The organism is Runella limosa DSM 17973 (assembly GCF_000482465.1).
Taxonomy (GTDB): Bacteria; Bacteroidota; Bacteroidia; order Cytophagales; family Spirosomataceae; genus Runella; species Runella limosa.
Window position 1 is genome coordinate 199,373 of record NZ_KI519421.1, and the last position, 25,304, is coordinate 224,676.

Genomic DNA, 25,304 nt, shown 5'->3' on the forward strand with positions numbered 1-25,304 from the left:
AAGAGATTCCACCAAATAACAATATTCGGTGGAATCTACAAAAAAGCTTAGTACAAAATCTAGTTCTTATCCCACCAAAGAGGTGTTGTAACTTTATCGCCACCAGAACCTAACAAAGGAACCGCTGCATCAACCGCCGCTTTGTTGTTTTGTTTTTCTGATAACAAGAATGGGATTCTTCGTATCCATTGCTTCGTTGGGTCTGTAATATCAGGGTTTTCAGAGTTTGCCACTGGATATAAAATGAAGTTACGACCACGACGATAATCGGCCCAAGCCTCTGATCCATCAGGGAAAATCGCCAACCATTTCTGAATCGCAATTTGTTCTCTTTGGGTGGCTATGTCACTTGCCCATTTAATTGGAGCTTTTGACACCGCTGGCGATTTCAAGAAATCTTCGGGAGCAACAGGCACATCTGGGCTATTGATATAGGCCGTGATTGCTGCGGCATCGGTTATTCCCCATTGTCTCATTGATTGTCGAATACCTTCTTCGTACATACTTTGAGCAGTACCGTTCATATTCCAACCCAACAAGGCACCTTCGGCACGCAAGAAAAATGCTTCCGCTACCGACATGATGTTTTGTGGAGTCTCTAAGTAAGTACCATTTCCTCCAAAATCAGGGGAAGACCATCTAGCACCTACTTTGGCATTGGCAGTTGGCAGGTTGACTGCCTCCGTCAATTGGGTAGAAGTAAGCCCATTGCGCAAACCGTCGTATTTTCCTGTCCCATTAGGATTGGCTTTTGTAGCATTGTTTGGCAACCAATAAACCGACATACGGGGGTCTTTGTATCCTTTCATCACAGACTCCATCGAAGCACTCATACGAAACTCGTTCCAATCTGACATGATTGAAAGACCGTTGTTGTCTGATCCTTTTGTGCTTTTCTGAAGCAAAGCATCATCGCCCGGACTAGCCTGAAATACGCCTGCTGCCACCGCTGCTTCCGCTTCGGTTTTTGCTCTTGCAGGGTCCACTTTTGAAATACGCAATGCTAAACGTAATCTTAACGTATTGGCAAATCTAAACCATTTACCAGCATCGCCACCGTAAATCAAGTCAAAAGTTCCGTAGGGCTTTTCGTTTTGCTTATTTTTCAACACTTCAGAAGCGGCAGCCAATTTTTTGAAAAAATCATCATAGATTTTATCCTGTGCATCATACGCCACCGAGCTTCCCGCTTTTCCAGCATTAAAGTAAGGAATTGGCCCCCAGTAATCCGTGACTCTATGAAAACCAAGTACCCAAACCACGTCGGCAATGGCGGCTTCGGCAGAACCCGCAGGAGCAGCCGCCTTGATTGACTGCAACTGAGGCACCATGTCGGTATAAATCGGATTAAAAGCAGCACCTACCCAGTCCATACGAATATTCAAACGGTCAGATGGGAAATAGGTAGCCGTACAAGCAAAATATTGGGCGTATTGATCTGCAAACAGGTTTTGTGCAATCTGATAATTCCAAATATTAGGAACCGCTGAAGCCTCGGCTTTGGCAAAAAGAAAGGGTAATTCGGCCGAACCTACGGTAGCAACTGAGTTTCTGTCTGTATTGATTTCGTCAAATTTGTCTGTACAAGAACTGAATAGGAGTACAAAAAAACTGAGAACAGACAAGGATTTTAAAAAGCTATCTATTTTCATTTTGTAAATTTTTAATTGAAAAAATTAAACCTTAGAACGTTACTTGCAAATTCACTCCCAGTGTACGTGTTGCAGGCATTGTACCATATTCAACACCTTGGAAGTTGCCATTACCCAAGCTCATATCAGGGTCAAACCACATTTTACGTTTTTCTAAACCTGGGATGTCCAATATTGAACTACCTCTGTATAACCACAATAAGTTACGGGCAACGAGCATCAATTTGGCTGCTTTCACCGCTTTAATGTTTTTTACAGGAAGATTGTACCCGATTGAAAGTTCGCGTACTCGGAAATTAGTAGCATCATACGCAAAAAACTCACCTGCACCGTATCTTTTACCAGATGCGATTTGCCAAAAATCCTGCGCTTTGATGGCTTTTGAGTTGGCTTCTCCTTTATCATTTACACCACCCAAATTCCAGCCACCTTCGCGATACGCCTCGGTTCCTTCAGTAATACCACTAAAAGCTAGGTTCATTTCAGTTCCTGAAACAACAATACCACCCACACGACCATCCACCAATAAACGTACAGAAACACCTTTGTAGTCAAACGAGTTGGAAAGACCGAGGGTTGCTTTTGGGTTGAAATTACCGATATAGCTTTGTTCCTGTGTTAAACTTGGCTTGCCGTTGGCATCAACTATGTATTGTCCAGAAGCATTTGTATTCCATTTGAAAGCCAACAAATCACCATAAGCTTTGCCTTCTTCAACTACTGGTGTTGCCGAGCGACCGAATCCACCACCAAGATAGAATATTTTTACTTGGTCGCTCAATTCTACCACTTTGTTGCGGTTCATCGCAGCATTGAAAGTAATATCCCATTTCAAAGGCGAATCTTGCGGCAAAGGTGTACCTGTTAGTACCAATTCAATACCTGAGTTTTGGATATTTCCAGCGTTGATGTATTGTCTGCTGAATCCAGTGGCAACTGGTAAGCTCACACTCAACAATTGATTGAATGAGTTACTCTTATAATAAGTAGCTGTAACCCCTAATCTATTTTGTAAGAATTTAGCTTCAAGTCCAAACTCTAAGTTTCTAACAATTTCAGGCTTTAAGTTAGGGAAAGGAAGCGTAGAATTGATTTGTAAAAAGCCATTTCCAGCCCCTTGACCATAGTTATAAACCGATTTCAATAGACCAAATCTACCCCCATTACCTACTTCGGCATAGTTTAGGCTTGCTTTTAAGAAGGAGATGCTTTCTGGTAATTTAACCAAATCAGAAAGTATGGTAGAAAGCCCCGCCGAAGGATAAAGGAAGGAGTGAGGACTTGGAAGCCTTGAATCCCAGTCGTTACGCAAACTTAAATCCAAAAACACCGATTCTTTCAAAGACAAGTTGGCTTGTGCAAATACCGACTGTGTTTGTACTCGGGTAAAGCTTGATGTTACGGATGGGTTTTGTGAAAAATTCAAACTGAATTTATTGGTTACATTCAAACCACCTGCTGACTGAGAATTACCATCGTATTGGCTATCTTGGAAAATTCCACCTACGCGATAATTGATGTTTAAATTATCAGTGATTTTGTTGTTACCATCAAGCATCAAGTCAAACCATTTTTCGGTTACATTGATGGTGTTTCTTGAATAATCCCCACCAGGCCTAGAATACAAGATTGTTCCTTGATAAATCGAAGTTTCGCCGTTGTCAGTAGTTTTATCAAGGTTCGCTTTTCCTGAAAGAGTCAGCCAATCAGTAAGTTTGTATTTAGCCGTTAAAAACCCAATCACTCGATCTCTCGCTTCGTTATTGATGTAATTATTTATCATCCAATAAGGGTTTTGATAAATCGAACTTAGCGTAGATGGAAAAGTAGTAGGCTCTGGGATACCAACATTGTTCAGTTTCTCATATTGCATCAAATCGGCAGTCGTCATGTTTCTAGCCACATTATAAATGTTAGCGACGGGGGCGTTTTCTTCACCCGACCGTGGGCGGCTATTGATGCGTTGATTCACATACGTAATTTTGGCATCCGTCGAAAAACGCTTCGAGATTTGGTTAGTAATACGAAGGTTTATCGTATTTCTGAATAAATCATTTTTGTTAATAATCCCACCAATGCGGTTGTTGGTATAAGATACATACGTTTGCATTTTATCTGTACCACCCGTCACACTAATCGCATTATTTAAGCTCGAACCATTTCTGAAAAAATCCTGAACGTTATTAGGCTGTGCAGAATAAGTACCAGGCTGTCCCAAATAGTTAGTGATAGATTGTCCCGTCATTTTAGCACCCCAGCTTTCGCCCGATGTCGTGCTCAATATACCACCGTTACCTTGTCCATAAGTATTTTGAAACCGAGGCAATGCCCAAACATTTTCAGTACTAAACCCTGAATTGATACTTACCGCAACTTTATCTGCTTTACCTTTCTTGGTTGTAATGACTAAAACGCCGTTACCTGCCTGGCTTCCATACAACGCTGCTGCGGAGGCGCCTCTCAATACCGTAACAGACTCAATATCATCAGGGTTGATACTCGAAGCACCGTCAGAACCTTGCACAAAACCGAAGTCACTTCCAGCGGTACCGTTTGTACCGTTGCTCAATGGCACACCATCTACTACGATCAACGCATTGTTTGACCCCTGAATGGAGCGGTTACCCCGCAATACAATTCGAGCACCTGAACCTGGCCCGCCCGAACCTTGCGTAATAACGGCATTGGCAATTTTACCTGATAGTGAATTGATCACGTTGTTTGGATCTCTTGCCTCTACCAATTCAGTGGGTTTAACCGTTTGGGTGGCATACACCAGCGTTTTCTTTTCACGAGAAATACCAAGTGCCGTAACGACGACTTCGTTTAAGGTACTTGCATTTTCAGTAAGCGAAAAGTCCATCGTCGAAACATTAGCTCTCACTAATTTTTCTAGGCCATTAAAGCCAATAATCGATACTGCCAACGTCACATCACCATTTGGCACGCTTAAACTATAGACACCATTAGCATCCGTGACGGTTCCTTTATTTGTGCCCTTGACAATCACCGAAGCGCCAGGTTGGGCTTCATTTGCCGAGGAAGTCACCTTCCCTGTTATGACACGCGTTTGTGCTCGTAGGCCATTTACCATGAAAAGTAAAATGGCTATGAACCATACAAGTTTATTTTTTTGCATAGTAGTTTTGATTAGAGAGAAGAATTGAACGCTACATATTTTGTTTCGTAGCCCACTGAAAAAAACACCAAAGTCCCAGAAGCTGGAACCAAAAGTTTAAAGGCACCATCTCCAGCGGAGTTCGTTCCGCGGTTGGTGCCTTTGAGTAGAATGTTCACACAGGGCAGTCCTTGCCCATTTTCGTCTTTGACAGCCCTCGACAGTGCTCTGTCTTGTGCCATCAAATTTCCAGTCGCAATAAGTATTACGACCAGATTGGCAAATAAAATTTTACGCATAAATTGATAGGGATTAGTTTAGATTACCAAATGCAATTTATACGCAATTTTTAAATTATTGTTATTAAAATGACAACATTTGTTAAATTTTTTTAATATGTCATTTATACACTTAAAAATTGGACATATCAACGATATACCAATATTTAATCTAACAATAATACAAAACCCATTTGGGCTATTTCCAAGTATTTGTAAGTAATCTTAACCAATTCTTATGGAATATATTCTCAATATCCGTGGTTGAGTACCCACGATTACGCAATAAGTCTTGGTACTTTTGCAGGTCGGAGATGGTGTCTAAGTCGTAAGGCGACTGCTCGCGGCCAAACATTCCGTCCAAATCCGTACCAAATGCGACGTGGAGGCTATTGCCCGTCAATTGGCAAATATGATCCCAGTGATCCACGAGTTTATCCATCGTTACACCAAACTCTTTGGGGTCAGATTGACGTTGCAAAAACCCTGGAGCCATCATCCAAGCATCCAACGCCCCGCCAATCACCGCACCTCTTTCCGCTAACCGTAAAATTTGCTCGTCAGAAAGCTGGCGCTGGTGAGGCACTAACGTACGGCAGTTGTGGTGACTCGCCCAAATCGTGCCTTTATAAATGGCCAGTGCTTCGTCAAAACCTTTGTCGGTAAGGTGCGTGGCGTCCAAAATCATTCCGAGCGCGTCCATCTCGCGTAACAAGTCTTTTCCAGCGGCCGTCAAACCGTCGGTCGTAGCCGTACCCGACGCATACCGACCTGGCCCGTACCAAGCAGGCCCAAGGGCACGCAATCCGTATCCGTATGCTTTTTCGAGGTAAGAAAGGTTCACCAACGAGTCTGCCCCTTCTAAGGATAAAATAAAACCAACAGGTTTGGTTTCGTCGGGAATAGAGGCATTTTGCCACAGTTCGAGGTGCTTTGTTAGCCCTTCATAATCAGTGATCTGTACCATTTCACCCAAATCTGTCATGGCTTGGTACCACGCGAGTTGGGCTTGGGTCATGGCCCAGGCTTGGGCAGGAGAATACCAGCCGTCAAAGGCACTTCCGCGCTCGGTTACTCTAGCCAGTTGCGTTGCAACTACCAAGCCAATTTTCCCTTTTCGTAGTTCGGGCAACGAAACCGTCCCTTTGCCACGGTCTCGTTTATCAGTTAAGTTTTTTTCAATTTCACGTTCACGAAGTTCCTGAACCGAACACGTATAGTCACGGTTCCATTCGACGGCATTCATGGCCATGTCGAGGTGTGCATCAATGATAAGCATGGTTAATTTGTTAGGTACTTGTTCAAAACAGCCTCAAATCTATCAAATCCCCACGTTTTCCTAACTTATTTTAGCGTAGATTCTTGGAAACTTTTACTTTTTCTCTAAGTTTGCTACCGTAATCAAAGTTCCCATTTAAACCTCTTCCTTCCCATGAAAAAATGGATTTTATCCCTTTTTGGAGTAACTGCCATCGCTTCTTTATTGGCTTTAACTCCCTCACGCACCACTGCCCCTTCTGCTGATCCTCGCGAAGACAGCCTTGCTGCTGACCGCGCCAAGCACGTAAAAGCCATCAAAGAGGCGATTGTGGGCAAAGAAAAACTACCCGCAGAACAGGTGTTCAAAAACATTAAGATTTTTAAAGGCCAACCCGCAGAAGCCGTTTTAGGCATCATGGAAAACCGTTGGAGCAAAACCCTTGGCGTAAGCTGTAGCCACTGCCACAACCTAAACGACTGGGCTTCTGACGAGAAAAATGACCACAAAATTGCTACTGATATGGTGGCGATGGTGGGTAAAATCAACGATGAAGTCATTGCTGCTTTGCCTTCATACGCGACTAAAGACCGTAAACCTCGCATTGGTTGCTCTACTTGCCACCGTGGCGAAGCCCACCCAGGCCGTCCGAACGGCGCTCGTCCAGGTGGTGGTCCAGGCGGCCCTCCAAGAAATTAATATCAGTTAACTGAACTCACCAAAAAAGCCGCGATAGGATGTCTATTGCGGCTTTTTTGGTGGTACACCTTCCCGAAAGTTTAGAACTTTCGGGAAGGTGAGGGTATATTCCTACAAACCTAATACTTTACGGTTAAAGGCTTCATCAGCGCCCGTTCCTGCAAAATCATCAAATGCTTTTTCGGTTACTTGAATGATATGATCAGCGATAAACGGTGCGCCTTCAGCCGCTCCTTGAATCGGCGATTTGATGCAGCACTCCCACTCCAATACCGCCCAACCATCGTAGTTGTATTGCGATAATTTAGAGAAAATTCCGCTAAAATCTACTTGACCGTCGCCCAACGAACGGAAACGACCTGCGCGGTCAGCCCAGCCTTGGAAACCACTGTAAACGCCTTGCTTACCCGTTGGATTAAACTCAGCGTCTTTGACGTGATAAGCAAAAATACGCTCGTGATAAAAATCAATAAATTGTAGATAATCAAGCTGTTGCAATACAAAGTGGCTTGGGTCATAGTTGATACCAGCCCGTGGGTGGTTGCCAACGGCTTCCAAGAACATCTCGAACGTAACGCCATCGTGAACATCCTCACCTGGGTGAAGTTCATAGCCTACGTTTACGCCTGCTTCGTCGAAAGCATCCAAAATTGGCTTCCAACGTTTGCCTAATTCTTTAAAGCCTGTTTCCACCAAACCTGCTGGACGCTGGGGCCATGGATACAAGAAAGGCCACAACAACGCTCCTGAAAACGTCACGTGTGAGGTTAAGCCGAGGTTTTGAGAAGCTTTTGCTGCCCATTTTAATTGCTGAATAGCCCACTCCGTACGAGCCGCAGGGTTGTTACGCACCTCTGGCGACGCAAAGCCGTCGAACATAGGGTCATAAGCAGGGTGAACTGCGACCAATTGGCCTTGTAAGTGCGAAGACAATTCGGTGATTTCCACGCCGATGTCGGCCAATTTTCCTTTGTACTCGTCGCAGTACGTTTTTGACTCAGCAGCAGTTTTGAGGTCGATACAACGCGAATCCCAAGTCGGAATTTGAATTCCTTTGTAGCCCAAATCGGCCATGTACTTTGCGATGGTATCCAACGAGTTGAACGGGGCTTCGTCGCCCATAAATTGTGCCAAAAATATGGCAGGTCCTTTGATGGTTTTCATTGGTTTGAACGAGTAAAAGACAAAATGTTTTACGTTACAGCCCGCAATTAAACAAATTCCTGCAAGCTTTTTGGTACTTTTTAAAGCAGAAAAACGGGTTTTATTACTGATGGCTGCCACAAACATAGCGCTTAAATTCCAACTTTTTGTTGAAGTTGTGAGTCTCAATAATAAACAATAAGCTCCATGAAAAAGCGCACCCTATCATCTGCTTGGTTGACAACAATTATCGTAAGCCTAATAAGTTGTGAAAGCTCTTGCCCCATTCCACCCAATTGCGCTTTAGAGCCTGAGACTGGAGTATGTTTTGCGGCGTTTAGGCGATTTTATTACGACAAAAAAGAAAAGAAGTGCAAAGAATTTACGTGGGGTGGATGTGGTGGCGTGGTTCCCTTTGAGACGTTGGAAGCTTGCAGAGACTGTGAGTGCCGAAAATGATGATTTCTTCAAAAATAAGGTATAAAAAACGAATAGCTCGACCCACGGCCGAGCTATTCATCAAATACAAAATCACTTGTTACCCTCTACCAGCCCGCATTTTGGGTAAGTTTTGGATTAGTAATAATATCAGCCGTTGGAATCGGATAATAATAGTTTCGGTCTGTCCACTTACGTGGTATGTTGTTCAACCACGTCAGTTCACCTGAAGTATCTCCCGAAATAAGTTGTGAGTTAGGCTTGCCCGCGATTGTAGGCGACACTTCCACGTAAGTCACTCCCGCTGGACGAGACGCTGGCAGCGTTTTGTAAAATGCTACGTCCAAAATCCCGTCTTCGTTCAAATCCATCGGCGTATTGAGCGACGGGACGTACATTCCATTCCACTCCATTTGCATCAACTCTCCGCGTTTCCATCTTAAAATATCGTCAAAACGGAAACCTTCCAAACAAAGCTCAATACCGCGTTCTCGGCGTACTTCCAAAACCACTGGGTCGGTGATGGCTGGGAAATAGTTGGATTGCAAGTAGCTATCAACAACCGTTGGTTTGGTCGTAAGTCCACCCGTAATCCCCGCCCGCTTGCGTAAGGCACCAATCGAAGCTGCCCAATCAGCGTCGGTGAGCGTTCCCAATTCAGCTTTTGCCTCGGCATAGTTGAGTAATACTTCGGCAAATCGGAAAATAGAAACGGAGTTTATGTTCAAGTCGCGGGTATCGTAATACATGTCATCCAACGTCCACTTGATAGGCATATAGCCTGTGAAGGTATAGGAAAACAACGGTGGCGATGGCACCAACACACCCCCACTCGTCCGCTTGTAATCACCTACCCGAATGGTTTGTTGGAGACGTCTGTCGCGTCCTTTTACCTCGTCCTTAAACAACATGGTTTTGTAGGCTGCATTATTGGTAAAAGGCGTCCCGTCGATGTTCAAATACGTATTGATAAACGTCCGAATAAAGCTTGCTTTATCGCCGTAAGTACCACTTGTCCAATACCAGTTGGCATCGTTTAGGTTATTTAAGGCCAAATCACAGACCGCCGACAGCATCACTTCCGTTGTCACAGGCGCAGCGCTGATAAACACTTGGCGGTACGATTTGTCCGTTCCCGAACCATCAAATAGTTTATAACCACCTTCATCCATTACTTTTTTAGCTGCCTCAGCCGCTTGGGTTAGAAACCCAGCGGCTGTATTTTGCAGCCCTAAGTTGGTGTGGTATTTTCGGAAAGTTCCTTCAAAAAGGCACACACGCGCCTTGAATGCGTACGCAACGTATTTTGTCACCAAACTTCTGGTTGGCTCGCTGCTCGTTGAAATGTTTTGACAAGCATAGTCCAAGTCGGCCACCACCGAATCCATCACAACACTACGCGGATCTCGGCCTTTGAACAACAATTCAGTATCTGATACGTCAAGCGCTTTACCATACCAAGGCACATCACCAAACCGTTTGACTTTATCAAAATAAAACCAAGCCCGAAAGAACCGTGCAATACCTAAGTAGTTTTTGCGAACGGCCAGCGGCACTTTGGGGTCGTTGCAGTTTTGGATAAAATAATTGATATTTCTCAACTCTGACCAACTCCAGCCAGTACTCACCTGAGCGCTGTAGTTGCCTTCGGTAATAAACGATGGCGACTCTCGCCGTGCTAAGTAGTCAGACATGGCGTCGGCTCGGTGGAGGTTTTTACCATTGAACAGCGTATAAAACGAGTTGGTATAAAGCACCAAGCCACTTTCGCTACCAAATATAGGCCCCTTTGAAGTAGTTGCTTCTGGAAGTTCCTCCAAATCACAGCCTGCGCATAAGGTTGCGACAAGTAATATAAGGATGTATTTAAGCTTCATAGTCGTACTTTTTTGGTGGTTAGAAAGTGATAGACAAACCAACGGTTACACTTTTCATAATTGGATAGTTGTAGGCATCCCCAGAGTTTCCACCAGGGCTAAATACTTGGTCGGAAGCTACGGCGCTTTCTACGTCAAAATCACGGGTATGTTTGTAAAGAGGTGATAATGACCAAATATTTTCAGCAGACAAGAAAACCCGTCCTGCCGAAGAACCAATTTTTGAGACGATGGCGCGGGGCAAGTTGTACCCAATTTGGATGTTTTTCAGACGCATATACGCCACATTTTGCAAGTAGCGGGTTTGCGCAGCGCTGAGGGTTCCGTTGGCATTACTAGCTATCCGCGACACATACCGTGGGAAGTACGCGTTGGGGTTTTGCTCCGTCCAGATATTTCCCAATTGGCTTTTAGGAATATCTCCATAAGGACGGTTGTATTGTCCCCAAAATAGGTTTGCCTCTCTGCTGGGATACCAATTTTGTTGTCCAACGCCCTGAATAAAAGCGGAGAAGAAGAAATTATTCCAATCGGCACCCAGCATAACCCCGTAGGTATATCTTGGGGTAGAGTTACCAATGATAGAGCGGTCGCCTGGGTTTTCTACCCTATCAGTACCTGGCGTAATGGCACCGTCGCCGTTGACATCCTTGAACTTAATATCTCCTGGAAACCAAAGTCCATTGGAAGCAGTTCTGAACAAATTCTGGCTCGCACTGTTTTTTACATCATCTGCCGACTTAAAGAAACCATCGGTTTCGTATCCCCAAATTTCACCCAATACTTGCCCTTCGTAATAATCATTTAACAATTTTTGTGGGTTATTGTATTTGGTAATTACCGCCTTATAATCTGCCAATGTTAGGCGTAAATCAAAATTAAATGGCTTTGAGCCAAGCGAAAACTTGTCGCGATACGACAGCATGGTTTCCCAGCCTTTGGTTTCCAAATCGGCATAGTTACCCTTGGGAGCAGTCGCACCAAAAACAGCAGGAAGTGTCAAACCCACCGTAAACATATCGGTGGTGGTTCGGATATAGGCATCGGCCACAAAAGTCAACCGATTAGAAAGCATCGACAAATCAATCCCGATATTCTTGGTGGTGGCGGTTTCCCACGTAAGCCCCTCAGGCAAAACCGTTGGGTTTCTGGTTTGCTGCGGCCGCTGACCTGCCAAAATCATGGATGATTGTGAAATAGAGAATTGCTCCAAGTAAGCATACGAACTGATGTTACCATTTCCTAATGAGCCATAAGATGCTCTTAGTTTTAAGTCGGAAACAACCCGTTCTGATACTTTCCAGAAGGGCTCTTTGGATAACCTCCAACCGAAAGAGTACGATGGAAAAAAGGCAAATCGCTGATTGGCAGGAAATTTCGATGACCCATCATAACGACCGTTTACTTCCAACAAATATCGGTCTTTGTACGAATAGTTGAGCCGAGCAAAACCTCCTTGAATTTTCCATCTTTCCCAGCCTCCCGTGGTGGTAATGGCCTGCCCTAGCGCTAGGTTAATGTCTTGTGCATCCTCAAAAATAAGTCCGTTACGTTGGGCAGACAACCGCTGATAATTCGATTGCTCGTAGTTATACCCCACCATTGCTTTCAAATAATGGTTTTCTTTGAACGTATTTTCGTACTCCGTATAAAGGTTGGTCGTCATGTACGACGTTTCACGATACACATCATTGATAGAATTGGTCGTCGTTCCAACGTACGCTATTGTACCAGGTTTGACGCTGTAAGGCACTGGTACTGCCTTGATTCGGTCATTGTTGTCGGTATTTTGAATTGTAAAATCACCTTTTACTCTCAATTTGTCGTTGAAAAACTGAGATACAAATCCCGTCGTATTTCTAAACACCTTTTTGTTATTGTCAATGCCGTTTTTACCATAGTAAAAATCACCAATGCTATATGCTGCCGAAAAAGTGATGGTACCGTCGGGGTTCAACAATGGAGCCAAAGGGTGGCCTTCATCCGCAATATTGCGCCAAACACCCCCACCTTCGCCGACATTCGACGGGTTGTGGTATTTCATGTCGGAGTATTGCGACATGTTGTTGATTTTCAACCAAGGGAATAGCTGAATCGAACCCTTCCCCGTAAAGTTAAAGACCCGATAATCGTCCGAGTTGTAACGAAACAAACCCTCTTGACCAAAATAACGACCCGTAATCAAATAACTCGCTTTGTCGGTGCTTCCTGAGATACTCAGGTTGTGCTCGTTAGAGTTGTTGACATCTTTGTATAAATGTCCATAATAGTCTGTACTCCCATAATAGACGTACTCACCCGTTGCAGGGTCTATTTCTACTTCTGGCAAACCTCCCACTTCCGACCGACGTTTGAGTTCATTCAAATACGCCTGAGAAAACTTGAGGGTTTTGTTGGCATTTTGGGGAAACGTTCCTCCAAAGTTGACGAATGATTCGGCAAACATAGAGGCCCAAGTGTAGCCATCCGTCACCAAGTCAGGTCTTGCAATGGGCTTTTTGAACGAATAATTGGTGGAATAAGTAACGTTTGTTTTTCCTGCTGCTGGATTTTTTGTGGTAATCAACACCACTCCAAATACCCCTCTTGCTCCGTAAATGGAAGCCGAAGCCGCATCTTTCAACAAGGTAATGGTCGCAATATCGTTGGGGTTCAGCAAACTTGGATCGCCCTCCACGTTATCAATCAAAACCAAGGCATTTCCTCCTTGTCCAATCGAGGTCGTCCCCCGAATGTTAAAACTTGGTGCTTGGTTGGGCTTCCCATCCATCATCTTGATGTTAAGGTTGGGCAACACCCCTTGCATACCTTGGTTCAGGTTGGTCATCGGACGGTTATCAAATATCTCGCTCGTAACCATGTCCACCGCACCAGTCAAGTTGGCTTTCTTTTGAACACCATAACCAACCACGACGACTTCGTTCAACGTTTTCAAATCAGCTTTGAGCGAAATCAAAATAGAGGATTGGTTGCCGACCGTAATTTCTTGGGGACTATAACCCACATAACTGATAATCAACACTGTTTTGTTATCAGGCACAACCAACGAAAATTCTCCGTTGGCGTTGGTTGTGGTACCACGTTGTGTGCCTTTTATAACAACACTCACCCCAGGAAGCCCCTCTCCTTTTTCGTCGTTGATACGTCCTTTTACATTCTGTTCTATGGTTTGCATCGGTACGTAGCTCCTTTTTTCGAGCATCTGAACATCCGCTTTGGTCAGGATAATATACTCTCCCGATGCTTCATACGATAGTCCCAACGGGCGCAGTAGTTTTTCAAGAACAACCGACAGCTGTTGGTTCGAAACCGTCAATGACACTTTGTCGTTTTTGGCAATCAGCTGCGGTAAATACGTAAATTTAACGTTAGCGGTTTTTTCAATGAGCGTCAATGCGGTTTTTAATGGCTTATTTTCGACCGAAAGGCTGATGTTACGATTCAGCGCTTCTTGGGCCAGTCCCTCACGCGCGACGGCCAAACCACTAAGCACGACACTAATCAGTAGTTGTAAACAGGTGATTCGCATAGCTATAAGCAACAGTTTGCGCTTTTTTGGTAAACTTTCCATACATTTGGTTTGGTTTTAGTTCAAGATTTTTTGGACAAAATCCCTCCCAGCACCCGAGAAATCGGGTAGTTGCAGCACAACAAAATGGAGGGGATAAAACTACAAGTCGGTAATGTTGCGACCATTGCCGACTTCGTTTTTTAAAGGAGTCAGGTAATTATGGAGACATAGAGTTCGGTTTAAGTTTAGGATAGTTTAGTAGAGAGGAATAGTATTAATGTTCACAATTTAGGGACACCCACGACCCGAAACCACAATTTCGGTTTCGACGATTTCGTAACGCGCCCCAATGGTTTTGCAGATGATGGTCAGCTTCGTAAAAAGCGATTCATCTCCCAAAGGTGCCGTGACGGAGCAATTTTTCATCACTTCTGCATCATACACAATATCAACGCCATAGGCAATTTTAAGGCGTTGGAATACTTCAGCGATAGGCGTGTTTTCAAAGGTAAAATCGGGGGTTTCTACAGGTTTTGTAAGAATCGTAGGTTTTTCCACCAATGCTTTGTTAAACTTCTCCATTTCTCGCTCAAAAGTGGCTTGCTGGTTGGGTGTCAAATACAAACTCTGCACTTGATAATTGGCATTTTGCTCCGATTTTTTCAATTCTGAGAGCGAATACACCATCACCTTCCCCGTTTTTACCGCCACTATTACTTCTTTGTCTTTGGTGTAAGCCCGTACCGTAAAACTCGTTCCCAATACCCGCGTCACTAGGCCATTGGCATATACATAAAAAGGTTGGGAGGGATTACGAACCACGTTAAAGAACCCTTCACCCGTCAAAAATACTTCGCGCTTGTCGCCCACAAACTTTTCAATAAAACTCACTTTACTCCCTTTTTTCAGCACCACAGTACTGCCATCGGGCAAAGACGCCGTATAATCGGAATTAGTATTATTAATCACTTCTACTTTTTCATTCTTTGTGGTGCTGCTGTTCAATGGTGAAGTTGCTACCGTTACTGGTATCTTTGGTACAAACGTGGCCCAAAACCATACGCCTATTCCCAAAGCTACCACTACTGCTGCTGCCACCTTTCCCCACCAAGGAAAAAATATACGAGGCTGTTCTTCCACTTGGCTTACTACTTTGGCTACTTCAATGGAAATTTCATCGTCGTTGATAGCCGTTGGTTGGTTTTTCAGGGCTTCCAGCAGCTGCCTTGCTTGCTTCACAATTTCTTTTTTTTCAGGGTGTGCTTCCAGCCAAAACTCCCAAAATGCCGTATGCTTGTCCGACTCACCCTTGACCCACTCGCCAAAGGATTCGTCGGTTATAAAATCTTCTACCTCGAATTTACTATAATCTATCATAGAAAAAATAGTACTTATTGCTGCTTTTATAAGGTATATCCAGACTTTGGCGGTCTATACTCATGAAAGTCAAAATTTATTATGCAAAAGAGAAGGTATTTCTCAGGAGGGGGAAATTTGGTGTGTTAACAAATTGTCAACACCTTGTCAAAATGAAATAGAGGGTCGTGAGAAAGAAGTGATTTTTGAGCAGACGGAGGCCATTATGGAGCAAATTGGCGACCGATTGACGATGAATATTCATTACCTCCGCGATTTGATCGTTGCTGAGGTCTTGGTAAAATTTCAAGAACAATACTTCTTGCTGCCGCTTGGGAAGATTTTTGAGGTGTAATTGCAGCTTGGCATTCATCTGCTGCGATGATTCTGCCGAAATGATAAACGATTCTTCGGGCTCCATAAACTCCAGTTCATCAAACTGGCCATCGGCTACCCGCAGGTGCTGTTTTTGAAGTTCTTTGAATAAACTATTCCGAATGATTTTTAGTAAGTACAATTTAGCATTTTCGTCGGGATTGATGTGGGCTCTTTTTTGCCACAACACCAATAGCGCATCTTGAATGACATCTTTGATAAGTTCACGGTCTTTGGTGAATTTACGGCCATAGTCAAACAATATCCGATAATAATGCGTCGAAATTTGCCCAAACGCATTGGTATCTCCCGATTTCAGGCGATCCCACAGCTCTCGCTCATCAAGATGTACTTGCGTCAATTTCATTCAAATAGCAAATCATGTTTTTCTGATTTAAGAGGTAACTAATGATGGTTGATTTTCAAAATAACATCCTGTACGACAAATATATACAGGATGTTATACTAGGCAATTTTATCCTTTAAACTTAACCCACTTACTATTGCTTTTTCCCGAAGCGATGACCGTTTCGACAAATTGCATTCCACGGATACCGTCTTCGATGGTTGGGAAATCTAAATCAAATTCATTGGGTTCTTCGCCATTCATGCGCTTACGTACCGTACGGGCAAAATTGCGATAGACGTTGGCAAAAGCCTCCAAGTACCCTTCTGGGTGACCAAACGGAATGCGTGAGTGGGCATTGGCAGAGTCCGACAACTGCCCCACCGATGGCTGATAAATCTGATACCCATCCGTGCTTTTGTGGTGTAAATATTGAGGTGTTTCTTGGTGCCAGTGCAAACTGCCCAACTCCCCGTAGATGCGAATATTAAGGCCATTCCAATCGCCATTACAAATTTGGCTACAGTGCAAAATTCCTCTTGCGCCGTTGTCAAAACGAAGCAAAACGTTGGCATCATCATCCAACACACGCCCTTCTACCACGCGGCTCACGTCGGCACACAATTCCGTTATTTTCAACCCTGTGATGTATTCGGCTAGGTTTTCTGCGTGCGTTCCGATGTCACCCACTGCGCCTGCAATCCCTGAGCGTTTGGGATCGGTACGCCATTCGGCTTGTTTCGACCCGTCCTTTTCGACAGGAAACGACAACCAGCCTTGTGGGTATTCAACCACCACTTTACGAATCGCACCGATGGCCCCGTTTTTGATACGTTGACGGGCTTCTTTCACCATCGGATAGCCCGTATAGTTATGGGTTAAGGCAAAAGTCAAGCCCGTTTTTTCAACAATTTCTTGCAATTTTCTAGCCTCACTCAACGAAAACGTCACGGGCTTATCACAAATCACGTGGAAGCCGTTTTCGAGCGCCATCTTGGCTGGGGCAAAGTGCATGTGGTTAGGCGTCACAATCGACACCACGTCCATGCGGTCTTTACGGCGTTTTTCTTTTTGAATCATTTCTTTGAAATCGCCATAACAACGCGACGGATCAAGCATAAGATCTTCGCCCGACGCTTTCGACTTTTCGGGCGTTGAGCTAAACGCACCGCATACTAGGTCTATCTCACCGTCGATAGCAGCCGCAATTCGGTGTACCCCTCCAATGAAAGCCCCACGGCCTCCACCAACCATGCCCATTCTAATTTTTCGAGCCATATTTTTAATTTTTAAATTTGGTGTTTTAGTTACAAGGTTAGTTTGATTCTGTCATTTTCGCCATTCACGAGCGAAGTACTTTTACATTCACAAAGTAAAAAAAAGCCTTTTTCTCACGAAAATTGGGTAAAAAAAAACTTACGCCTACTTTAGTCCACTGGAAGTAATATGTTTCATACCCTTCAACCAAACCTTTCAAACAATGATTAACAAAGACAGATTGTTTTACGGTAGTTGCTTTGCGCTGATTACCACCGCGTTCTCGTTCAGTATTCGTGCAGGTATCCTAGAGCAACTAGGAAAACAGTACGGCTTCACAGGAGAACAATTAGGAACTATCAACTCCATGTGGTTCTTAGGTTTCCCCATCTCCATGATTGTGGGAGGTTTAATTTACAACTCAGTAGGTGGCAAAAAAATCATGCAATTCGCATTTTTAGCACACACTGTCGGTATTTTGTTAACAATTTTTTCGGGTGGAAACTATATGACTTTATTGGTTTCGACCCTTCTTATTGGTTTGGGCAACGGCTGTACTGAAGCCGCTTGTAATCCAATGATAGCCGATTCTTACGAGGGCAACCAAATGAATGCCATGTTGAACAAATTCCACATGTGGTTCCCTGGTGGTATCGTAATTGGTTCATTGATTTCTAAATTTATGACCGAAGCCAACACTGGTTGGGAAGCTCAAATTTGGGTTATTCTTCTTCCAACGATTGTCTATGCTTACCTTTTCTGGGGACAAGCGTTTCCAAAACCAAAAACAGAAGCTGCTGCTTCGGTAGGCGAAAACATCAAAGCAATGCTTTCTCCTTTGTTCATTTTCATGTTTGCTTGTATGGCCTTGACAGCTATTTCAGAATTTGGTCCTCAGCAGTGGGTAGGTTTGATTTTGAGTAAGTCAGGCGCTGACCCAATGTTGCTTCTTGCGATTACGACAGGTACCATGGCCGTAGCTCGTTTCTTTGCAGGGCCAGTGATTCATAAAATCAGCCAAACGGGGGTTCTTCTTGTTTCTGCCGTTTTGGCTACCATTGGTTTGTTCTTATTGAGCAAAGTAACGGGTGGAACTGCCTACGCTGCGGCTTTTGTATATGCTTGCGGTATCGCTTATTTCTGGCCAAACATGGTTGGATTTGTGGCTGAAAAAATCCCTGCGAGTGGTGCCCTTGGCATGTCGGTGATTGGTGGTGTTGGGATGTTCTCAAGCTCTATTTTCCAACCTATCATTGGAGGCTGGATCGACAGCGCTAAAACAGAGGCCGCCGCTCAAGGTTTCCAAGGCGATGCGCTTGAACTAGCTGCTGGACAAGCGACACTGAGCACGATGGTAGCTTTTCCTGCCATTCTTATTGTTGCCTTTATCGGTTTGTACTTCTGGACAAAGAACCTTAAAAAAGCGTAAGTATCTATGTTAAGTTAACCGTTATTTCTTAACTGTTAATAGTAGTACTTACGAATATTACATCAAAAAAGCCTCGCCGAATCAATCGGCGAGGCTTTTTTGATGAGTAAACTCTAATTCTGTAATCGGGTTGTGAGCAACCCTCATCACTTATCACTTATCACTTATCACTTATCACTTATCACTTATCTCTTATCACTCATCTCTCAAGCAAGATACTTATTTGCAATTCTGCTCCAATGCTTCTTTCGCGGCAGGATAACCAAGTTTATCAGCTTGTTTGAGGTTGAGACAACCAGCTTCTTTTTGTTGCTCCATCAATTGGGCTACGCCCAACGCGTGGAAAGCCTTGCCAAACTTTGCATCACTTTTTACAGCGTTTTCAAACTGAATAACTGCTCCTTTAAAATCGCCTTTTTGAAACACAATATTTCCTTTGTTGTAATACGCCAAGGCATTTTTTGAATCCAACACAATTGCCTTGTCAAAATCATTGAGTGCTCCGTCCATTTGCCCCATTGCTGCCAAAAGTTGACCCCGATTCACAAACAACTCGGCATTTTTATCTTCCAATCGAATCGCCTCTGCGTAGTCTTTTAAAGCGCCTTCGGTATCGTTCTGGGCTACTTTTAGCATCGCACGGTTGTAGTAAGGACGATAATAATCGGGCTTTACCTTGAGGGCTTGTTCATAATCCAGCAATGCGTTTTGGAATTCTTTCAATTCGTAATAGACGACCCCGCGCGCGTTGAGGGCTTCAAAATTGCCGTTATCGCGTTCGACGGCTTTATTCAAAAAGGGCAATGCTTCGCTAAATTTGCCTTCCTTCATTAACTCTTTTCCTTTTTCCAACATACCCGCCGACGAGAAACTACAGGCCTGAAAAAGAACAACAAGCACTCCTAATGTTATGGTGATGAGGTATTTCATTGATTTTTGGTTGATTTTACGCCGCCAAAGATACAGGTGAAACACCGTGATACCAATTTAATAAACACAAATGAGCAACAAGCATTTAAAGCAATAAAAGACCCGCAACCACCGCCCCTACAATCGGGCCTGCTACTGGAATCCACGAATATTGCCAATCAGAATCGCCTTTGCCTGCAATGGGCATGATGGCATGAACGATGCGAGGGCCCAAGTCGCGGGCAGGGTTAATGGCATAGCCCGTCGTTCCTCCCAATGAAAGACCAATCGCCCAAACTAAAATACCTACGGCGAAAGGGCCTAAGCCTGTTGTCACTGCTCCAATGCCTTTGATACCAACCAGAAGAACGATTGTTCCGAGGACTTCACTAAAGAAATTTGACCCCGTCGAACGAATGGCAGGCTCTGTACAAAAAGTAGCCCGCTTGGCTCCTTTGTCTTCGGTGCGTGCGTAATGCGGCAAATGAAACAGCCACACGGTAATCGCGCCCAACATCGCCCCTATCATCTGCGCCGTGATATAACTACCAACTTTACTGTATTCGTTTTTGGCAATGGCCATTCCAACTGTAACGGCAGGGTTTAAATGCGCATCGTACCCGCCAAAAGCTTGGGAAACAAACACGCCCATCGTCACGGCAAAAGCCCAGCCTGCGGTAATGACAATCCAGCCGCCATTGTTGCCTTTGGTATCTTTGAGAACAACGTTGGCAACCACACCGTTGCCGAGAATAATAAGCACCATCGTGCCCAAAAGTTCACCTAAAAAAGGAGAAGGAGTCATCAGAATTTTTAGTAGTTAGAAGGTTGAAGGATAGTTAGGTTTAGTTTTTTCGCAATTAAGTACAAATTTATCTTATGGCAATGCAAAGGCGACGTATTTATCGCCCGATTTTGTTTTCAACTTTCCTCCGCCACAGGCAATGACCACGTACTGTTTGCCATTTGCTACGTAAGTACTCGGTGAAGCATAACCCGCCGCTGGCAGTTGGGTTTGCCAAAGTATTTTCCCCGTTTTTTTGTCAAAAGCCCGTAAGCGTTCGTCACGGGTTGCGGCAATAAAAAGCAATCCGCTCCCTGTCACCAGCGGCCCACCATAGTTATCTGTTCCCGTAGGTGCAATCCCCTTGGCGGTTAGTTCTGGATATTCGCCCAACGGCACTTGCCAAAGTCGTTCTCCCGTATTCAAATCCGTAGCCGTCAATGTCCCCCACGGAGGAGCACTAATGGGATACCCGTTTCGGTCGTACCAACGGTTGTAACCCGTATGCTGATACGGAATGACGCCTTTTTGTGAGCTAGCTACCTGAATATCTTGCTGTTTTTGGAACAAAAAATCGACAATTGCTTTGTTTTCTGCCGCCGAGAGATGCACAAACGACGGCATCATGGCTCGGCCTTTGGTAATCAAATTTTTGACAGCATCTTCCGAAAGGCGTTTTGAAACCGTCAGCAAAGAAGGGTACGAGCCATCGTGGTTTCCTCGGCGGTCTTCACCGTGGCACGCCGAGCAATACTGACGATACAACTGTTTTCCCGTTGTGGTTTTTGCGTTTGACTCTTGCTTACGAGACACGAGCGACGTGTAAACAGGAATTTCTTTGGAAGGAATATACATCACTCCCTGCGGGTCGGTGGCAGCGCCCCCCCATTGCCCACCACCGTCGGTACCAGGAAAGAAAATCGTCATGTCCTTGCCAATAGGGATGTAGGCACTCCCCGTGCGGGCTTTCCGAATCAAGGCCACCAACGAATCGCGGTCAGCCACGAAAGAGTTTAGATCTTTTTCGGTAAAACTTTGTCGGGCAAAATAGGTCGGTTTGAGCGGAATAGGCTGCGTTTTTGACTGGAACTCACCCGCAACAGCATCAAAAGTAAAAGTACGATTTTCGATAGGGAAAATCGGTTTTCCGCTCACTCGGTCAAACACAAAAATGTAGCCTTGCTTGGTGATTTGTGCCACAGCATCAATTTTTTTTCCGCTTTGGACAACTGTCACCAAATTGGGAGGAGCGGGCACGTCGCGGTCCCAAATATCGTGACGCACTAACTGGTAATGCCAAAGCCGTTTACCCGTTCGGACGTCCAAAGCCAGTAAGCAATTGGCAAAAAGATTATCGCCTTTTCGATTTCCGCCATAAAAATCGAACGCCGCCGAACCCGTAGGTGCGTACAAAATCCCACGTTGGCGATCAAGCGCCATTCCTGCCCACGAGTTTGCTCCTCCAATGTTCTGTCGGGCTTTTTGTGGCCAAGTTGCAGCGCCCATTTCACCCGCCTCGGGAATGGTTCGGAAAGTCCAAATTCGTTTGCCCGTTCGCACGTCATAGGCTCGGATGTCACCTAGCAGGGCTGATTCACTTTCCGACACCCGCGTTCCGACAATGATTTTCTCCTCAAAAATGACATTGGGCGTATTTGAAACCACGTAATCGTCGGCAGTAGGGCGTTCAATTCCTGTTTTTAAGTTAATTCGCCCCTTTTCTCCAAACGAAGAGCGAAGTTTTCCCGTAACGGCATCCACGGCATATAGCCACTTGCCCGCCCCAAAAAAGATTGTTTTTTCGTTTCCTTCTGTCCAATAACTTACACCACGACTTGTTGTTCCTTCCGTCTCAGTCACGTTTGTTTTCCAAAGCTCCTTCCCCGTCGTAGCATCCAGTGCAAACGCTTGGGTATTGGCCGAGACACCGTACAAAATACCATCAATCACAATGGGGTTGCACTGCATTTGGGTACGGTGAAAAACCGTATCTGCCCCACCCGAGGCATACGTCCAAGCCACTTTAAGCTGACCTACATTTTCGGCCGAAATCTGACTCGCTTCCGAATAATGGTTTCGGGTCGCGTTTCCATTGTATTCGGGCCAATCCAACGACAAATCATTTGCTTCACGGAAAGCCAATAATGCCATAAGCCCTCCTGCTATACCAAGTAGAATGCGATGTTTCATACTTCCAAAAGCATTTTCGAGCGTTTTCTACCAAATCTTTGGCATGGATGGCGTATCTTTGCATTTTAGTAACCAAGCTATGCAATTAAATACCCTCACAGCTATCTCGCCCGTCGATGGACGTTACCGTCGTCAAGTTGAAAAACTCGCCCCTTATTTCTCGGAATTTGGGCTTATTCGCTACCGAATTCGCATCGAAGTCGAGTATTTTATCGCCCTTTGCGAACTTCCCCTTCCTCAATTGGAAGGTTTCGACAAAACCATTTACACCGACTTACGTGCTTTGTATCTTGACTTTACGGAAGCGGATGCTTTACGAATCAAAGAAATCGAGTCGGTCACCAACCACGACGTAAAAGCCGTAGAGTATTTCATCAAAGAAAAACTCAAAGACAAGCAGCTCGATTCGTACTTGGAATTTATCCACTTTGGACTTACGTCTCAAGACGTCAACAATACTTCTATTCCACTTTCGCTCAAAGAAGCCATTACGGACGAAATTTTGCCAACATTTGAAGAGGTTGTTGTCAAACTGAAAGCCTTGGCCGAAGAATGGAAACACATCCCGATGCTGGCTCGTACGCACGGACAACCCGCCTCGCCTACGCGTTTGGGTAAAGAATTTGGGGTGTTTATCGAACGTCTTGAAAAACAACTCTTGATGATTCAGGCCATCCCTTACGCCGCAAAATTTGGCGGGGCAACGGGTAACTTCAACGCGCACCATGTGGCTTATCCCGACATTGATTGGGTAGCGTTTGGGAATACATTTGTGAACGAAACCTTGGGACTATCGCGCAGCCAATTGACGACCCAAATCGAGCATTACGACATGCTTGCGGCGTTGATGGATACGTTTAAACGCTTAAATACGATTCTCATCGACCTCGACCGCGATGTTTGGACGTACGTTTCGATGGAGTATTTCAAGCAAAAAATCAAAGCAGGCGAAGTAGGCTCGTCGGCGATGCCACACAAGGTCAACCCCATTGATTTTGAAAATTCAGAAGGGAATTTAGGCATTGCCAACGCCGTTTTTGAACATTTGTCGGCCAAACTTCCTATTTCTCGCCTCCAACGCGACCTGACCGATTCAACCGTTCTACGAAACCTTGGTGTACCGCTTGGGCATACCATTATTGGTTTGAAGGCATTGTTGAGAGGTTTGGGTAAACTTGAATTGAACGAAACCGCTTTCTACGCCGACCTCGACAACAACTGGGCAGTGGTAGCTGAAGCCATTCAAACCATTTTACGTCGCGAGGCTTACCCACAACCTTACGAGGCACTCAAGGCCCTTACGCGTAAAAACGAAAAAATCACCTCCAATACGATTGCTGAGTTTATTGATTGCCTCGAAGTATCGGAAGCAATCAAAGAAGAACTACGCGCGATTTCGCCCTTTAGTTATACGGGAGTGTAGCGTGGTTTACGTGGTGCTGGTTGCCTATATCGTGATGCTGGTTGTGAGCAACCTGCATCACGCATCTTAAGTAGTTGCGCATAAATTTTAGTGTATTAGTAGTTTATTTTGCTTCGGAGAAGCATAACCTTTGTAGTAAGAAATCCGTACATAAAGTTCGAGTCTTTTTGCTTCGGACAGGGCCGCCTGTGCGAAAGCATAACCTATTGCTTTGTTATGCTTCTCCGAAGCAAAAATTAAAAAAATATCCTTCTGCTACTACTACAAATGTTACGCCTCTACCGAGGCTATTTTGAATTACTCTAGAACTTTTGCTCAACTACTTAATTATATTTTACAAATGGGTGGCTGCCCCTTCACTTCCAACGAAAAAACGTCGGGACGCGCATAATGCCCGACCACGTCAAAATCAAGTTTGCTTTTGGCCAATACCGAGAAATCTAACTCAGCTGTCAACAGACCTTCTTCGTTCCAAAGTGGCCCCGCTAAGACTTCCCCCAAAGGTGAAACTATCACACTTCCACCTGCGCTCATGATGTCGGGTTCTTCCTTTAAGTCTTCTTGGTAACGTTCGGGGTAATCCGATTTTCGCACAAACTGATTGGCCGCCAACACAAAACAGCGTCCTTCCAACGCGACGTGTTGCATGGTAGATTGCCACGATTCGCGGGCATCGGCGGTAGGGGCCAAATAAATTTCGACCCCCTGCTGGTACATCGACATGCGCGCGAGGGGCATATAATTCTCCCAACAAATCAGTCCTCCTACTCGACCCACTTTGGTATCAAACGCCATGAGTGTGCTTCCGTCGCTTTCTGCCCAAATGTACCGCTCAAGCCCCGTAGGTTTTAATTTCCGATGTTTGCCCACCAGCACGCCATCTTGGTTAAAGTAGAACAAAGCACAATGCAACGACCCACCGACGGGTTCGCGTTCGGTCACGCCCAACGCCACATACATTCTTGCTTTGCGAACAGCTTCGCCTATTTTCTGAACTTCTTCCGACTCAGCTTCGATGCTATTTGCCCAATAGTCGAGCCAATGCGCACGGCTTTTGTCCGTTCGACGGCCAACGCGGGAATCAAAATCGAGCCCACGCGGATAACAAGGAATAAAAGACTCAGGAAAAAGCAACAGTTCACACTGCACTTTGGCCGCCTTTTCAATCCATTCAATAACCCGCTCGACGGTTTTAGCCTTATCAAAAAGAAAAGGAGTTGCTTGCACAACCCCTACCTTTACTTGTTTAAAATTCATCGTA

The 25,304-nt window shown here is 44.8% G+C and carries 18 protein-coding genes; 4 read left to right on the top strand and 14 right to left on the bottom strand.

Going from position 1 to position 25,304, the window contains the following annotated elements; genetic code table 11:
• Positions 1 to 59: 59 nt before the first annotated feature.
• From K339_RS0116595 to K339_RS0116610, 4 genes are all read right to left on the bottom strand, one after another.
• Entirely contained in the window at positions 60 to 1,652 is a 1,593-nt protein-coding gene (locus tag K339_RS0116595) for a SusD/RagB family nutrient-binding outer membrane lipoprotein (RefSeq protein ID WP_028524596.1), read from the bottom strand.
• Between the two features lie 31 nt (positions 1,653 to 1,683).
• The gene (locus tag K339_RS0116600) at positions 1,684 to 4,791 is read right to left on the bottom strand and encodes a SusC/RagA family TonB-linked outer membrane protein (protein WP_028524597.1); all 3,108 of its coding nucleotides are present in this window, start codon (positions 4,789 to 4,791) and stop codon (positions 1,684 to 1,686) included.
• An 11-nt stretch (positions 4,792 to 4,802) separates the two neighbouring features.
• The gene (locus K339_RS0116605) at positions 4,803 to 5,069 is read right to left on the bottom strand and encodes a carboxypeptidase-like regulatory domain-containing protein (protein WP_028524598.1); all 267 of its coding nucleotides are present in this window, start codon (positions 5,067 to 5,069) and stop codon (positions 4,803 to 4,805) included.
• Positions 5,070 to 5,247: 178 nt separating this feature from the next.
• A complete protein-coding gene (locus K339_RS0116610; protein WP_028524599.1) occupies positions 5,248 to 6,327 on the bottom strand; it encodes a dipeptidase in 1,080 nt (359 codons plus the stop codon).
• Between the two features lie 153 nt (positions 6,328 to 6,480).
• Here K339_RS0116610 and K339_RS0116615 point away from each other — a divergent pair, with 153 nt between their 5' ends.
• Positions 6,481 to 7,005: a c-type cytochrome gene (locus K339_RS0116615; protein WP_028524600.1), complete on the top strand. Its 525-nt coding sequence runs from the start codon at positions 6,481 to 6,483 to the stop codon at positions 7,003 to 7,005.
• A gap of 111 nt (positions 7,006 to 7,116) precedes the next feature.
• On the opposite strand, the gene K339_RS0116620 is transcribed toward K339_RS0116615, so the two are convergent.
• The gene (locus K339_RS0116620) at positions 7,117 to 8,169 is read right to left on the bottom strand and encodes a sugar phosphate isomerase/epimerase family protein (RefSeq protein ID WP_028524601.1); all 1,053 of its coding nucleotides are present in this window, start codon (positions 8,167 to 8,169) and stop codon (positions 7,117 to 7,119) included.
• A 186-nt stretch (positions 8,170 to 8,355) separates the two neighbouring features.
• On the opposite strand from K339_RS0116620, the gene K339_RS36695 reads away from it, so the two are divergent.
• Positions 8,356 to 8,607, top strand: coding sequence for a BPTI/Kunitz domain-containing protein (locus K339_RS36695; RefSeq protein WP_084332237.1), 252 nt, complete (start codon positions 8,356 to 8,358; stop codon positions 8,605 to 8,607).
• Positions 8,608 to 8,693: 86 nt separating this feature from the next.
• Here K339_RS36695 and K339_RS0116625 read toward each other — a convergent pair whose 3' ends face one another.
• The 5 genes from K339_RS0116625 to K339_RS0116645 all read right to left on the bottom strand — a co-directional run bounded on the left by K339_RS0116625 (position 8,694) and on the right by K339_RS0116645 (position 17,329).
• Positions 8,694 to 10,463, bottom strand: coding sequence for a RagB/SusD family nutrient uptake outer membrane protein (locus K339_RS0116625; protein ID WP_028524602.1), 1,770 nt, complete (start codon positions 10,461 to 10,463; stop codon positions 8,694 to 8,696).
• 19 nt (positions 10,464 to 10,482) lie between these two features.
• Complete coding sequence (locus K339_RS0116630; protein ID WP_229598753.1) at positions 10,483 to 14,034, bottom strand: TonB-dependent receptor; 3,552 nt, start codon at positions 14,032 to 14,034, stop codon at positions 10,483 to 10,485.
• Between the two features lie 228 nt (positions 14,035 to 14,262).
• A complete protein-coding gene (locus K339_RS0116635; protein WP_028524604.1) occupies positions 14,263 to 15,351 on the bottom strand; it encodes a FecR family protein in 1,089 nt (362 codons plus the stop codon).
• A gap of 136 nt (positions 15,352 to 15,487) precedes the next feature.
• Complete coding sequence (locus tag K339_RS0116640) at positions 15,488 to 16,072, bottom strand: RNA polymerase sigma factor (RefSeq protein ID WP_028524605.1); 585 nt, start codon at positions 16,070 to 16,072, stop codon at positions 15,488 to 15,490.
• 108 nt (positions 16,073 to 16,180) lie between these two features.
• Complete coding sequence (locus K339_RS0116645) at positions 16,181 to 17,329, bottom strand: Gfo/Idh/MocA family protein (protein ID WP_028524606.1); 1,149 nt, start codon at positions 17,327 to 17,329, stop codon at positions 16,181 to 16,183.
• Positions 17,330 to 17,531: 202 nt separating this feature from the next.
• On the opposite strand from K339_RS0116645, the gene K339_RS0116655 reads away from it, so the two are divergent.
• Positions 17,532 to 18,737, top strand: a complete 1,206-nt coding sequence (locus K339_RS0116655) for an MFS transporter (protein WP_028524607.1) — start codon at positions 17,532 to 17,534, stop codon at positions 18,735 to 18,737.
• Between the two features lie 219 nt (positions 18,738 to 18,956).
• Here K339_RS0116655 and K339_RS0116660 read toward each other — a convergent pair whose 3' ends face one another.
• From K339_RS0116660 to K339_RS0116670, 3 genes are all read right to left on the bottom strand, one after another.
• Complete coding sequence (locus tag K339_RS0116660; RefSeq protein ID WP_028524608.1) at positions 18,957 to 19,667, bottom strand: tetratricopeptide repeat protein; 711 nt, start codon at positions 19,665 to 19,667, stop codon at positions 18,957 to 18,959.
• Positions 19,668 to 19,752: 85 nt separating this feature from the next.
• A complete protein-coding gene (locus tag K339_RS0116665) occupies positions 19,753 to 20,451 on the bottom strand; it encodes an MIP/aquaporin family protein (protein ID WP_028524609.1) in 699 nt (232 codons plus the stop codon).
• Positions 20,452 to 20,523: 72 nt separating this feature from the next.
• Positions 20,524 to 22,581: an outer membrane protein assembly factor BamB family protein gene (locus K339_RS0116670; protein WP_229598765.1), complete on the bottom strand. Its 2,058-nt coding sequence runs from the start codon at positions 22,579 to 22,581 to the stop codon at positions 20,524 to 20,526.
• A gap of 118 nt (positions 22,582 to 22,699) precedes the next feature.
• Here K339_RS0116670 and purB point away from each other — a divergent pair, with 118 nt between their 5' ends.
• The gene (gene purB / locus K339_RS0116675; protein ID WP_028524611.1) at positions 22,700 to 24,043 is read left to right on the top strand and encodes an adenylosuccinate lyase; all 1,344 of its coding nucleotides are present in this window, start codon (positions 22,700 to 22,702) and stop codon (positions 24,041 to 24,043) included.
• Between the two features lie 327 nt (positions 24,044 to 24,370).
• On the opposite strand, the gene K339_RS0116680 is transcribed toward purB, so the two are convergent.
• Positions 24,371 to 25,300, bottom strand: coding sequence for a carbon-nitrogen hydrolase family protein (locus tag K339_RS0116680; protein ID WP_028524612.1), 930 nt, complete (start codon positions 25,298 to 25,300; stop codon positions 24,371 to 24,373).
• Positions 25,301 to 25,304 lie beyond the last annotated feature (4 nt).